The sequence below is a fragment of the Thermaurantiacus sp. genome (assembly GCF_053487655.1).
Genome location: NZ_JBRCLD010000042.1, coordinates 1 through 12,612, shown reverse-complemented (window position 1 = coordinate 12,612; position 12,612 = coordinate 1). Strand labels below are relative to the sequence as shown.

Here is a 12,612-nt window from a genome sequence, read left to right as displayed (position 1 = left end):
CTGGGAAGCCTTCAAGCCCGAGACCGAGCCACGCCGCATTGTGAGCGCGCCCGCACCCACGCGCGCCACCCCGAAAAAGGTCGTCCGCACCATCCGGACCGATCGGGACTTCCTCGCCCAACAGGGCGGACTTTACTGAACCTGCTGCTGCCAGGTGCTTGGCAGCCTTCCAGCCGGCAGCTAGGGGATCTCGCAACCACAAGGCTCGAGGCCATGATCAGACCGCGTGTTCTCGCCATTGCGTCCAACGGAGGGCACTGGATCCAGCTTCTTCGCCTCGCCAGCGCCTGGGATGGGTGCGAGGTCCACTATGCGACGACCTCGCCTGACTGCCAGGGGCATGTCGCCCGCCTTGCCAAAGCCCGCGGCCAGGCCGCCCCAGGCTACCATGTCGTCACTGATGCCAATCGCTGGCAAAAGTTCCGCCTCATCCGCCAGGCCGTTCAAGTGTTCGCGCTCATCCTGCGCCTGCGGCCCCAGGTCATCATCACAACTGGCGCCTCGGTCGGTTACTTCGCCATCGTCTTTGGTCGCCTCCTGGGTGCCCGCACACTCTGGCTCGACAGCATCGCCAATGCAAAAGAGCCATCGCTCTCCGGTGCCCGCGCAGGTCCGCTCGCCGACCTCTGGCTCACGCAATGGCCCGAACTCGCCCGGCCAGGCGGACCAAGCTACAGGGGCCAGGTCCTGTGATTTTCCTCTCTGTCGGCACGCAGGAGCCATTCGATCGGCTGGTGCGCGCAGTCGATTCCTGGGCAGCCACGGCATCCATGCCCGTCTTCGGCCAGCTCGGCAGGCTCACGGCATCGAGCTTCCGCCCTTCCCACATGGACTGGGCCGAATTCCTGCCCGCAGACCTTTATGCGGAAAAACTCGCCGCCTGCCGACTGATGGTCACACATGCGGGTATGGGCTCAATCATCTCTGCCCTCACCCACATGAAGCCTCTCCTGATGTTGCCCCGCCGCGCCAGCCTCGGGGAGCATCGCAACGAGCATCAGCTGGCCACAGCAGAGAAGTTCGCAGCCCGGCCAGGCCTTTACATCGCCTCTAACGAGTCCGAGATCCCCGTCCTCATCGACCGGCTCCTCGCAACGCCCCAATTGCAGGGCGCAAGCCTTGAAGCTGAAGCCAGTCCCGAGCTGATCGCGGCCGTCAGGCAGTTCATCCTCGGCTGACGGCTGCGGCTCACCGCCCAGTTGCTGGCTGAAAGCGGCCAGCGCAAAGGGCCTGCGTGCTCCTCCTCCCCATCCTCGGCGACCAGCTCAGCCCCTCGCTCGCCAGCCTCTGCGGCGCCCCCCGTTCGGGCTCCGTCCTCTTCATGGCCGAAGTCATGGACGAGGCGCGCTATGTCCCCCACCACAAGCAGAAGCTCGCCCTCGTCTTTTCCGCCATGCGCCACTTCGCCGAGGAACGGCGCGCCGAAGGCTGGCAGGTCGACTACCGCCGCCTCGACGACCCGAATAACCTCGGCAGCCTCGATTCCGAAATCCGCGCTGCCGCTGCCCGCCACGGCGCCTCCCACATCCGCATGACCGAAGCCGGCGAGCATCGGGTGCGCGCCCTCCAGGCCACAATCGAGGGCGCGACCATCCTGGAAGATGACCGCTTTCTTGTCTCGCCCGCCGCCTTCACCGCCTGGCGCGGCCTCAGGAAGCGCCTCCGCCTCGAAGACTTCTACCGCTGGCAGCGCCGCGAGACCGGCATTCTCATGGAGGGCGACACGCCCGTCGGCGGCCAATGGAATTTCGATGCCGAGAACCGAAAGCCCCTGCCACCCGGCCTCGTCCCGCCCCCACCCCCGCGCTTTGCCCCCGATGCCATCACCCGCGAAGTGATCGCCATGGTCGAAGCCCGCTTCCCAAAAAACTTCGGCACCCTTGCGCGCTTCCACTGGCCCGTCACCCGCAGTGAGGCCCTCGCAGCCCTTGCCGACTTCACGCGCCATCGCCTGCCCCATTACGGGGACTATCAGGACGCACTTGCCCACGGTGAGGAGACCCTGTTCCACGCCCTCCTCTCCCCCGCCCTCAACCTCGGCCTCCTGACCCCGCGCGAGCTCATCGATGTCGCGCTCGCTGCCTTGAGCGCCGGCTCTGCGCCCTTGAACGCCGTTGAAGGCTTCATCCGCCAGATCCTCGGCTGGCGCGAATATGTGCGGCTCATCTACCTCGCCGAAGGGCCCGAATATCTGCGCGCCAATATGCTCGGTGCCACCCGCCCGCTTCCTGCCATCTACTGGCAGGGTGAAAGTGGCATGGCCTGCTTTGACGCAGCCTTCACCCAGACCCGCGATCTCGCCTATGCCCACCACATCCAGCGCCTCATGGTCCTTGGCAATTTCGCCCTCCTTGCCGGAGTCGATCCCCATGCCCTCCACCACTGGTTCCTCATCGTCTACGCGGATGCCTATGAGTGGGTCGAGGCGCCCAATGTCATTGGCATGAGCCAGTGGGCCGATGGCGGCCTCCTCGGCTCCAAGCCTTATGCGGCCTCCGGGGCCTACATTGCGCGCCAGGGCAACCACTGCCGCCACTGCCGCTTCGACGTGAAGGCGAAGACGGGCGAGGGGGCCTGTCCCTTCAACCGCCTCTACTGGGATTTCATCGCCCGCAACGAACCGCATTTCGCATCAAACCCGCGCATGGGGCGCATCCTGGAGAGCTGGCGCCGCTTCCCGCCTGCCCGAAAGACGGAAGTGCGCGCGGATGCCGCCCGCTTCCTTGCCACCCTCGCCTGAGAGAAATTCGAGCACCATTCCCTCCCGCCGCGCGCTAAGATGCACCCGGGAGGACGATGTGGAATTCACGCGCCTGTCTGACATGACCGCCCATTGGGCCATGACAACGCCCGAGCGCATCGCCATCCGCTACGAGGGCATGGCGGAAAGCTGGGCAAGCCTCCATGCCCGCGTGCTCGCTGCTGCCGGCGCGCTGCGCAAGGCGGGTGTCAAGCCCGGCGATCGCGTCGGCCACATGGGATTGAACCACCCCGCCTATGTCGTCCTCATGTGCGCTTGCTTCCGCCTCGGCGCCATCATGACTCCCATCAACTGGCGCCTCGTCGCCGGTGAAGTCGCCTATGTCCTGCAGGACGCCGGAATCGGGCTCCTCCTCGCCGACCGCGCCTTCGGCTCCGTCATCGCCGGCGCCGGCGTCACTGGCCTTACCATTGTCTGGACTGAGGAATTCGATGCCTTCCTCGCTGACGCCACGCCCGACGACAGTCTCGCCCCCTCCGGCCCCGAGACGATCGTCCTCCAGCTCTACACGTCTGGCACCACCGGCTTCCCCAAGGGCGCCCTCCTCACCAATAGAAGCCTCTTGGGCACCATCGCCAAGGGCGCGCTCACCGGCGAGGCCTGGTCGCTCTGGCGCGACGATGATGTCGCACTCGTCGCCATGCCGCTGTTCCACATCGGCGGCACCGGCTGGGCGCTGCACGCGCTCCACGCTGGTGCCACCATGGTCATCCTGCCCCGGCCCGAAATCCCGGCCATCGTCGCCGCCATCGGCACCCACCGCGTCACCCGGATGTTCGCGGTCCCTGCCGTCCTCAACATGATCCTGAATGACCCCGAAGGCGCCACCGCGGATTTCTCAAGCGTCCGCGCTCTCCTCTACGGCGCCTCACCCATTCCCCTGGACGTCCTCTCGCGCTCGATCGCCCGCTTCCCCAATGCCCAGTTCGTGCAATGCTATGGCGCCACTGAAACCTCCGGCACTGTCGTCTACCTGCCGCCCGAGGACCACAGCGTCGAAGGCAATGCCCGCATGAAGGGCTGCGGCAAACCCTTCCCCGGCAACGAGATCCGGATCGTCGATGCCGAGATGCGCGAGCTTCCCCGAGGGCAGATCGGCGAGATCGCCATCCGCTCGGTCTCGGTCATGGCTGGCTACCACAACAAGCCCGAAGCCACCGCGAAAGCCATCCGTGACGGCTGGTATCTCTCCGGCGACGCCGGCGTCATGGACGAAGACGGCTATCTCTACATCCAGGACCGGGTGAAGGACATGATCGTCTCGGGAGCGGAGAATATCTACCCCGCCGAAGTCGAGAATGCGCTCCACACCCACCCCGCGGTCCGCGACGCCGCCGTCATCGGCGTGCCCGATCCGAAATGGGGTGAGGCAGTCAAGGCCATCATCGTCCTGAAAGAGGGCGCCCACGCCACGGCAGACGAGATCATCGCCCACTGCCGGCCGCTGATTGCCGGCTACAAGATCCCGAAATCGGTCGATTTCGTCGCCGAGCTGCCGCGCAACCCCTCGGGCAAGATCCTCAAAAAGGAGCTCAGGAAGCCCTATTGGGAAGGCATGGACCGCCAGGTCGCCTGAGGGATTGCAAAAGGGCCCCGCCACCTCCTGCTTGCTCACGTCCGCGCCCCTTCGGCTGCTGTCCTAACCGGGGGCAAGTTCCACTACGTAGACGAACGCAATCCCCACGCCAGCCAGTAGTGGCAAGGAAAGGGCGTGCCGGCGCCATCGGGCGGCGAAACTTGCCGCAACCCCGGCTTCGCCAGCAAGGGCAGAAGCATCGCCGGCAGGATGGCCCGGTTCACCTGGTCGCCCCAGCAGCGGTGCACGCCCATCCCCCACAAGAGATACTGCTCAAACGGCCGCCCGGGCCGGAACTGGTCAGGTGCATCCACCACCTCTCCATCGTGCATGGCAGACAGATTGGCCGCCAGCACCATCCGCCCCTTCGGCACCCGGGTGGCACCAATGGTCGTATCGGCGACAGCGCGTCGGTAGATAATCGGGTTGACTGGCGAAAATCGCAGCGCCTCGAAGAGATATTCCCCCACCCGCGGCTCGTCGCCAGCGCGTGCGGCCCGCTCTGCCCCCTTGATCGCTCCCGGCCGCTGCAGCAGCTCCTCGATAGCAAGACACGAGGCCTTGGAAAGCGTCGGGATCGCCCCGATGATGAGGCCCAGCATCTGGGTCCTGACACCGTCGGCATCGAAGGCTGGGTCCCCTGCAGCACCGCGCGCGCACGCCCGGGCAAGGAGGGTATCCGGGGCCGCCGTCGCGCGGCTTTTCTCGATTGCGGCATTGACGCGCGCTGCGGCAGCCATCGCCTTCGTGCTCACTTCCGGCTCAGCGCGCAAATCCGAGAAGAGATAGTGGAACAGCGCCGTTGCGTCCGCGACCAGTTGTTCAAGCGAAAGTCCCCCCGTAACGCCAAACCATTGCTGCACCATCAATGCCGGGATCCGCGCTGCAAGCGCAGGTGGCAGGTCGATTGCGCCTTCGCCTTCCGCGCTGCTCGCAGCCTCCACGGCGGCCGCTGCCTCGCGGCGCGCCAGGGCAAGCACGCGAGCGAGGTCGTCAGGGTCGGTAATTGCCGCCAGCGCCTCCGTGTCGCGGCGGTAGAGCTCGCCGTCCTGCAATCCCAGGAAGAAGTCGCGCCCGCCAGTCAGCGCGCGCATCCTCGGGCCATAGACGACAGCGAACTCCGCCTCCCGCGCCAGAACCTCGCGCACATCCGCCGCCCGGGTCAGAAGCAATGTGCCCTCGCCTTCGTAACAGGCAACAAGGTTTGACTTCAGGGCAAGATGCGGCTTTGCGAACCGCAGCACGGCCATCGCCGCCCGCTGCCCTTCCGGCACGCCAAGCACTGCCCGCAACCGCGCCCGCATGCCCCCGCGTGCGCCAAGAACCAGCCGCGCCAGCGCCAGAAGCCCGTCAAGCGCCGCGCCCAGCCGGCCGCTCATGTCGGGTCCACCAGTCCCTGCCCGATCATCCGAAGCGCCGTCATCGAAGGCTGGAAGAAATAGTCCCCGCCGCGCGTTGTGACGAACGGTTTCAGACCACCGGCCACAAACGGCGGCTTTGCCGGATCGCTGCTTGCAATCACGAACCGCGCACCTTCGCGATGCGCCCCCACGATCGGGCAGCCGTCATTGCCAGCGTCGAAATCCAGGCCATGGTTCATCCACTGCTGCTGGACGAACTCGAACTGCCGGAACAAGTCGGCGCAATAGGCGAGCAGCACGATTCCATGCTCGCCATCCGGATCATCCCGGCCGCCATAGGGAAGCCCCCGGCGCAAGATCCGGCGGCGGTTGTTGAGCGCTGAGCCCAGCCGCCCCTTCCCGTCCTTCGCGTCCCACAAGGGGTCGAGCGCATCACGCGTATTCGCTCGGCGGATGTGCGCAGTCTTGGGGCACATGCGCCCCTCACGATCGCTGGCATAGCCGAATTCGGTCAGAAAGGCCGTCTGCTCGGCACGAGTCATTTCTGCCATCCGGGCGCGGGCCGCCTGCCAGTCAGCAAAAGTCGGCGCCTTCACCAGCGGCACGCCATCCTCCCAGCGCCCGGCCATCTTCGCCTTCAGGGTTGCGCGCGCCTCAGCAAGACTGGCAAGGCCCCAGACCTCCTTCAGCATCAGAGCCCGGCTCTCGATCCAGACATCCCAGCTCGCCAGGTCCTGGTGCAGCTTCCGGTAGGCAAAGAAGGTGCCATTGCGGCTGAAGTCGAGCGGCATCGGCGCACCTGCCACTTCCTGCGACTCATCCGGCCACCCGAGAATGAACTCGCCAGTTGCAAGCGGCCGCCAGTTTCCGCACCCATCCACTGCCCCCTGCCCACGGCACTTGTCACGCTCGGCGCCGTCCGGATACTGGCCATCGAACACCGGGTCGCCGATTGCGTCATTGAAGCCGAAATGCTCGCTCGCAAGCGGCCCCATCCGCCCGTCCGGCTGGGGGCCCCACAGCGCGGCAAGCTCCTGCCAGCGCGGATCGGCGCCGCGGTGCCCTTCGAGCAGCATCACCCCGCCTGCAGTCTCGCCAGCCAGTCCCACCACCTCTGCAGTCACCTTGGCGAGCCGCGCCGTCATCACATCTGGCGCAGCGATGAGGGCATTCAGCATCACCAGCACATGCACCCCCGCCCGGCCCGGCTCGCCGTGCCACACCGGGTCCCAGAAGCGGATCCGGTTTGGTCCCACATCGTCGCCAAGCACGGCGTCGCGCTGCGCCATCCCGTCTGCAAATGCCTCGGGAAAGCCCTTGAGCGTGCGAAGCGGCACGCCAAGCGCTTCCAGCCCGCGGAAGGTAAAGGCGAGGTTCAGTGTCACTTCCGGCCGCGTCATCTGCCCCGGCTTGACGCTCTCGCCACCCTCTGCCCAGTCGAGCGCAGGAGTCACTCGCGGGCGCAGCTGCTCAAGAAACCAGCGTCCAGCCTCGGCGCGAGCAACATGAAACAGCAGGAATCGCGCCCTCGGATAGCCGCGCTTGCCATAGGCGCGCAGGATCCCGCCCTGGATATCCCCCCGCTCAAGACAGATGGGGGCAGAGGCACTCACCTCGGCGCTCGCACCACCTGGCCAAGGGCCGGCGGCTCCTGGTAAATCCAGTCCGAGCGCACCACCCCGGGCTTCTGGGTCGGTGCTGCAAGCGCGTGCGGCTTGACGGTCGCAAGAAACCGGCCGAAGGCATCGAACCGCTCGGCCGGCCGCATCAGCTGCGCCTGCTCAACAAACAGCGCAAACCATTGCTGGACATAAAGCGCCTTGAGAATGCTTGGCAGGTCGCTGTCGGGCGCAGGCGGAAACGGCCGCGCTCCCACCCGGTCAATCCAGAGGATCGCACCCAGCGCCACAAGCCCCAGCGCCACGGGCAGCGCCCACAGCAGGTGCAGCGGCCCCAGAGCCTCTGCCACCAGCACCCCCACCCCCAGCAGGAGTGCCAGCGCCCCAAGGCCGAGGGTCAGGAGATTGACCCCCGTGAGCGGCGGCCGCCCCTCCCAATAGTCGTTGAAACTCATCGTCGTCTCGAGCTGGCAACGGGCAAGATAGCGCGCAAAGCCCGGCCCGTCGGCCACACCCTCGAACCCGAAGCAATGGCGGAAGATCGCCTCGAGCTCGGCACGGCTGGTCCGCCACAGCCCCTCCGCCCAGCTCGCCAAACCGCCGTCGGCCTCATGGTCCCGCGCGTCGATGTCCGCTGCAAGCACCAGCCACGGCCGCCCCAGCACATCATGCGTCTCCGGCACCGAAATTTCGCGCGGCGCAATCCCGGGCAGGAAGGAAAGGAGGGATTTCAGCGCATTGACCACCGGGTCGGTCTGCTGCCGGCCATTGAACATGGGCTGGTCCACGACCAGCAGGCGCAGGAAATGCGTCCGCTGGCAGCGCGCAAACGGGCTCTCCTGGCCTGCCGCTTCGGTCTTCGGGCTCTGCTGCGCCACTGGCAGCAAGGCAAGCTCCTCGCGCAGCCGATGGCTCGGCGGCACCCCTTCGCCCTCAGCTCCCGCGCTCGCACCCTCGCCCACCCGTTTGACCGGAATAAGACAGGTCAAGAACAAGTGGCCGCCATCACGTGTCGGCATGGGGCACCTCCCCGCCATAGGCCCGCGCCCCCCAGCGCTCCCGCGCCAGCGTCGCCCGCTCGGCATCGGCGCGGTCGGTATCGCGCGAGGCAACCGGCGCGTAGCCCGGCGTGCCAAGATCATTCTGCACTGCGCCAAGCTCCCGCACCCAGGCTTGCGCAAACGCCGCCGGGCCGGCCGCATGCGCTTTGGCCAGCCGCAGCACTGCGCGCCGCACCCTGAGTGCCGCCTTGATGTCGCGCTGCGCTGCCCCAGGCGTCGCATTGTAGTAATAGCCAGTGTCGATCTGGTTGGCGCGGATATAGGCCTTGAACGGCGTGATCGGCACCGAACCCGGATATTTGGTCGAAGAATACCAGAAGAGATCAAGACCGGAGGGAATGCCGTCAGCGAAAGCGTCAATATACTGGTCCCAGGTCCCGTTAAAATTGGAACAGAAGAGCATGTAGTCGTTGGTCACCACTTCTGGCCCCTGGCCGAGGTCTGGCCACTGGTCGCGGCGGATCACCACCCACCGTGCGAAATGGATGATCGAAAGCCCCAGCAACCCGTGAAGCCTTGATGGCAACGCCCGGGCGAGATGGAACAGCCAGCGGTTGATCCAGGTCCGACGCGGCGGCATCGGCGTCAGCACGTTCATTGCATAGGCCTTGCCGGCGACGTTCGACACCGCACGCTCCCGCCTGCCCCAGCTCCCTAATGGCGGAACAGGGTGCAGGGTCAATGGCCTTGCGCAGCGCTGCCGACTATGGCCTGGGGGCCATGGGCGTTCCCGGCCCCCCGTCGCTCGCGCTCGCTGCGCTCGGTCTCCTCCTCGGCCTCGTTGCCGGCAGCTTCCTTGCAACCCTTGTTCTGCGCACCCCGTACGGCCTTCCTGTCACTGGCCGCTCCCGATGCGATCATTGCCAAACCCCGCTTGCCGCCCGCGACCTCGTCCCCTTGCTCGCCTTCCTCGCCCGCCGCGGCCGCTGCCGCTACTGCCAGGCGCCCATCCCCCCGCTCCACCCGGCACTCGAAGCGCTCGCCGGCCTCATCGGCGCGCTGTCACTCGGCCTTCTTGGCCTGCCGCTGGGCCTTGCTGGCGCACTCCTCGGCTGGATGCTCCTTGCCCTCGCTGCGCTCGATCTTCGCCACTACTGGCTACCTGACTGGCTCACCCTCCCGCTCCTTGCAACTGGGCTTGCAACAGCAGCCCTCCTCGAGCCAGCCGCGCTTCCCCTCCGGCTCGCAGCCGCAGGGCTCGCTGGCTCCACCCTCTGGCTCGTGCGCGCGCTCTTCTTCGCGCTGCGCGGCCGCGAGGGCCTGGGCCTTGGCGACGTCAAGCTGGCAGCCGCCCTCGGCACATGGTTAAGCCCAAGCCACCTCCCGCCGTTATTGCTCGCTGCAGCCCTTGCTGGCCTGGTCGCTGCGGTGGTCATCCGCCACCGCCGGCGCCAGCGCGGGCGGGAGCCGCATTGGCCCGTCGTGCCGTTCGGCGCCTGCCTCGCTGTGGCAGCCTGGCCACTCTGGCTTGCTGCAGCCGCAGGGGGGCAAGGTGTCGCCGTCCAACCGGTCCTGCCCGAAGTCTGGAGGTTTGCGGAAATGGGAATGCAGGCATCGGACCATGGCGAACGGCGAAACAAATCTGTAATGCTTCTCGCCCAAGGCAGCCTCGCAGCCGGCCAGAAAGAATCGGCCGGAGGGAACCCGATCGGCCAAGGGGAGTGGACGACCGCATGAGCACCCTGTCCGCCTCGGCGCCAGCCCGTCCGGCCTTTGGTCGCGCGCTCCCCCCCCTTGCCCTTGCTGTCCTTGCTGCCCTTTTCGCCCTTGTCGTGGTCCTTGGCATCCGCGCCGTTGCTGCGGTCCGCCAGCCGCTTCCGGCGTTGCCGCGCCCGGCCCCGGCTCCGGATCCTGCCATCCTTTCCCGCTTCGATCCCTTCGTGCGCGACGCCCCTGCCGCCGCCACAGAAGCGCTTCCCGTGACAGCCCTTCCCCTCGTCCTCAAGGGTGTCCGCCTGGATCCGGTCTCGGGTCGAGGCGTTGCCATCCTCGCCGGACCTGACGGAGTGCAGTCGATCCACGAGGTCGGCGCCACCGTCCTTGAGGGCGTCACGCTGGCTGCAGTCCAGAGCGACCATGTCGTCCTCAACCGCGCCGGAACGTCCGAGACGCTCTGGCTGGATGAGTCCCAGGGCACGCCGCCTGCGCTCTTTTCAGCGCCAGCCTCGGCTGCACCTCCGGCCGCCCCCCCGCCCTCCAGTGCCACGGCCGGCTCCGCCCCGCCTGCCGTGCTCCCAGACGGGAATTTCATTGAACCCGTTCCGCCCTCTGGAGAGAGCGAATGACTTGCCGTCGCCTGGCACCCTTGGCCCTGTTGCTGGCCTCCACGGCTCCGCTCGCTGCCCAGTCCGCTGCCCCGCCTGTCCAGCCTGCCGCCGGGCGTGAGCTCACGCTCAACCTGCGCGATGTCGACATTCGCACCTTCATTGCCGATGTCGCGCGTGTGACGGGCGCAAGCTTCGTCATCGACCCGCGCGTCACCGGCAGTGTCTCGGTCATCTCCGATCGCCCGCTTTCTCGCGCTGCCTATTTCGAGCTGTTCCTGGCAACCCTGCGCGCCAATGGCTTTGTCGCCGTCCCCACCGGCTCGGGCCAATATCGCATTCAGCCGGCCGAGGCCGGCGCCGGGTCAGCCCGCGCTGGTGAGCGTTTCACAACGGCCGTCATCCCGCTTGCAAACATTGACGCCAACTCGGCTGTCGAATCCCTGCGCCCAGTGCTCAGCCGCAATGGCACGGTCGCTGCCAACCGCAGCGGCAACGCCGTCATCATCACCGATTTTGCAGACAACATCGCCCGCGCGCGTGCTGCCCTTCGGGAAATCGATCGCGATCGCTCCGGCACCGAAGTCGTCCAGCTCCGCAACGCTGGCCCGCGCGAAGTCGCACAAGCCCTCGACCAGCTGCTCCGCCGCAGCCGCGGCGCAGAGAGTGCAGGGCCGACCGCGAGCGTGGTCGCCATCGATGCTGCCAATGCCATCGCCATCCGCGGCGATTCTGCAATCGTCGGCCAGATGGCAGCTCTTGCCCGCGATCTCGACCGCCGCGCCGCCGAAGGTGCTGAAACCCGCGTCATCTTCCTCGACCATGCTGATGCTGCCTCCATCCTCCCGGTCTTGCAGTCGCTGGTCGGCCAGACTCCCACTCCAAACCCGCTTGCCTCCAACCAGCCGCTCTCAGCGCTGGTCGGCACCCCCTTCGGCGCGGCTGGCAGTGCTGGCGCGTCGCGAGGCCAGCTGCCGCAAGTCCAGGCCGTTCCAGCAACTGGCGCCGATCTTGGCGTTGCTGCCGGGCCCCGTCCGCGCCAGGCCGTCATTGCCCGCTACGATGGCGCCAATGCCCTTATCATCTCCGCCCGGGCCGACGTTCAGCGTGAGCTCGGCGAAGTCGTGCGCCAGCTCGACCGGGTCCGTGCCCAGGTCCAGGTCGAGGCCATCATTGTGGAGATCTCGGATACCCTTGCCCGCCAGCTCGGGCTCCAGTGGCTCGTCAAGCCTGCGGACAAAGCCACGCCCCTTCTTGCCTCGAGCTTCACCAACGCCGGGCCCGACATTCTCGCCATTGCCGGCGCGGTCGCGGTCGAGAAGGGCCAGATCCGCAACCCGAGCCTTGCCAACGCTCTCATTGCCAACGCCATCCGCGCGGCAACTGAATCCCCCATCTCCGGCGGCACGGGGGTCTTTACCTGGAATGTCGGCAATGCCGTCTTCGGCACCATCATCAACGCTGCGCAGCAGGATGTCGCATCCAACATCCTTGCCACGCCTTCGGTCATGGCGCTTGACAACCAGCCAGCGCGTCTTCTCGTCGGCCAGGAAATCCCGGTCACAACCGGCGAGGCACTCGGCCAGGATCTCAACAACAGCTTCCGCACCGTCCAGCGCCAGGACGTCGGCGTCCAGCTCGTGGTCCGCCCGCAGATCAACGCCGGCGGCACCATCCGCCTCGAGATCCGCCAGACCGTCTCCTCCATCGCCTCGACCGTCGATGATCGCGATTTCGTCCTCAACAAGCGCGAAGTGGAAACCGTGGTGACCGTCGCCAATGGCGAGATCCTGGCCTTGGGCGGCCTGTTGTCGGAAGAGGAACAGCGCTCGTTGCAGAAGGTGCCCGGCCTTGGCGACGTCCCCGTCTTCGGCAACCTGTTCCGCTCGCGGTCGAGCTCGCGGGAGAAGACCAACCTCATGATCTTCCTGAGACCAACGATCATCCGCTCGCGCGAGGAGGCCGCCGAG

At 66.9% G+C, this 12,612-nt stretch carries 11 protein-coding genes; 7 read left to right on the top strand and 4 right to left on the bottom strand.

Annotated elements, in window-relative coordinates:
* Positions 1-213 precede the first annotated feature (213 nt).
* From ACWIQA_RS04290 to ACWIQA_RS04275, 4 genes are read left to right on the top strand one after another with little or no spacing between them, the layout of a single operon-like run.
* Positions 214-693 (top strand): glucuronosyltransferase, encoded by a 480-nt coding sequence (locus ACWIQA_RS04290; RefSeq protein ID WP_448581832.1) that lies wholly within the window; start codon positions 214-216, stop codon positions 691-693.
* Complete coding sequence (locus tag ACWIQA_RS04285) at positions 690-1,178, top strand: glycosyltransferase (RefSeq protein WP_448581831.1); 489 nt, start codon at positions 690-692, stop codon at positions 1,176-1,178. Before ACWIQA_RS04290 ends, ACWIQA_RS04285 begins: the two co-directional genes overlap by 4 nt.
* Positions 1,179-1,234: 56 nt before the next feature.
* Positions 1,235-2,740 carry a cryptochrome/photolyase family protein gene (locus ACWIQA_RS04280; RefSeq protein ID WP_448581830.1) on the top strand — a complete coding sequence of 502 codons (1,506 nt, stop codon included), beginning with the start codon at positions 1,235-1,237 and terminating at the stop codon, positions 2,738-2,740.
* 58 nt (positions 2,741-2,798) lie between these two features.
* On the top strand, positions 2,799-4,337 hold the full coding sequence (locus ACWIQA_RS04275; RefSeq protein ID WP_448581829.1) for a long-chain-fatty-acid--CoA ligase: 1,539 nt from the start codon (positions 2,799-2,801) through the stop codon (positions 4,335-4,337).
* A gap of 83 nt (positions 4,338-4,420) precedes the next feature.
* On the opposite strand, the gene ACWIQA_RS04270 is transcribed toward ACWIQA_RS04275, so the two are convergent.
* From ACWIQA_RS04270 to ACWIQA_RS04255, 4 genes are read right to left on the bottom strand one after another with little or no spacing between them, the layout of a single operon-like run.
* Positions 4,421-5,716, bottom strand: coding sequence for a cytochrome P450 (locus ACWIQA_RS04270; RefSeq protein ID WP_448581828.1), 1,296 nt, complete (start codon positions 5,714-5,716; stop codon positions 4,421-4,423).
* Complete coding sequence (locus ACWIQA_RS04265; RefSeq protein ID WP_448581827.1) at positions 5,713-7,311, bottom strand: Dyp-type peroxidase; 1,599 nt, start codon at positions 7,309-7,311, stop codon at positions 5,713-5,715. The genes ACWIQA_RS04270 and ACWIQA_RS04265 overlap by 4 nt, the downstream gene beginning before the upstream one ends.
* The gene (locus tag ACWIQA_RS04260; RefSeq protein ID WP_448581826.1) at positions 7,308-8,336 is read right to left on the bottom strand and encodes a hypothetical protein; all 1,029 of its coding nucleotides are present in this window, start codon (positions 8,334-8,336) and stop codon (positions 7,308-7,310) included. Before ACWIQA_RS04260 ends, ACWIQA_RS04265 begins: the two co-directional genes overlap by 4 nt.
* The gene (locus ACWIQA_RS04255; protein WP_448581825.1) at positions 8,323-9,006 is read right to left on the bottom strand and encodes a hypothetical protein; all 684 of its coding nucleotides are present in this window, start codon (positions 9,004-9,006) and stop codon (positions 8,323-8,325) included. Before ACWIQA_RS04255 ends, ACWIQA_RS04260 begins: the two co-directional genes overlap by 14 nt.
* 53 nt (positions 9,007-9,059) lie before the next feature.
* Between ACWIQA_RS04255 and ACWIQA_RS04250 the strand changes: the two genes are divergently transcribed.
* The 3 genes from ACWIQA_RS04250 to gspD all read left to right on the top strand — a co-directional run.
* On the top strand, positions 9,060-10,055 hold the full coding sequence (locus ACWIQA_RS04250; protein ID WP_448581824.1) for a prepilin peptidase: 996 nt from the start codon (positions 9,060-9,062) through the stop codon (positions 10,053-10,055).
* Positions 10,052-10,663, top strand: coding sequence for a type II secretion system protein N (locus tag ACWIQA_RS04245; protein WP_448581823.1), 612 nt, complete (start codon positions 10,052-10,054; stop codon positions 10,661-10,663). The genes ACWIQA_RS04250 and ACWIQA_RS04245 overlap by 4 nt, the downstream gene beginning before the upstream one ends.
* 20 nt (positions 10,664-10,683) lie before the next feature.
* Positions 10,684-12,612: type II secretion system secretin GspD (gspD, locus tag ACWIQA_RS04240; protein ID WP_448581822.1), on the top strand; the 1,929-nt coding region annotated here is incomplete at its 3' end.

Coding starts and splice junctions, on each gene's coding strand:
- ACWIQA_RS04250 (WP_448581824.1), top strand. CDS start 9,060: ATGGCCTTGCGCAGCGCTGCCGACTATGGCCTGGGGGCCATGGGCGTT.
- ACWIQA_RS04290 (WP_448581832.1), top strand. CDS start 214: ATGATCAGACCGCGTGTTCTCGCCATTGCGTCCAACGGAGGGCACTGG.
- ACWIQA_RS04245 (WP_448581823.1), top strand. CDS start 10,052: ATGAGCACCCTGTCCGCCTCGGCGCCAGCCCGTCCGGCCTTTGGTCGC.
- ACWIQA_RS04270 (WP_448581828.1), bottom strand. CDS start 5,716: ATGAGCGGCCGGCTGGGCGCGGCGCTTGACGGGCTTCTGGCGCTGGCG.
- ACWIQA_RS04260 (WP_448581826.1), bottom strand. CDS start 8,336: ATGCCGACACGTGATGGCGGCCACTTGTTCTTGACCTGTCTTATTCCG.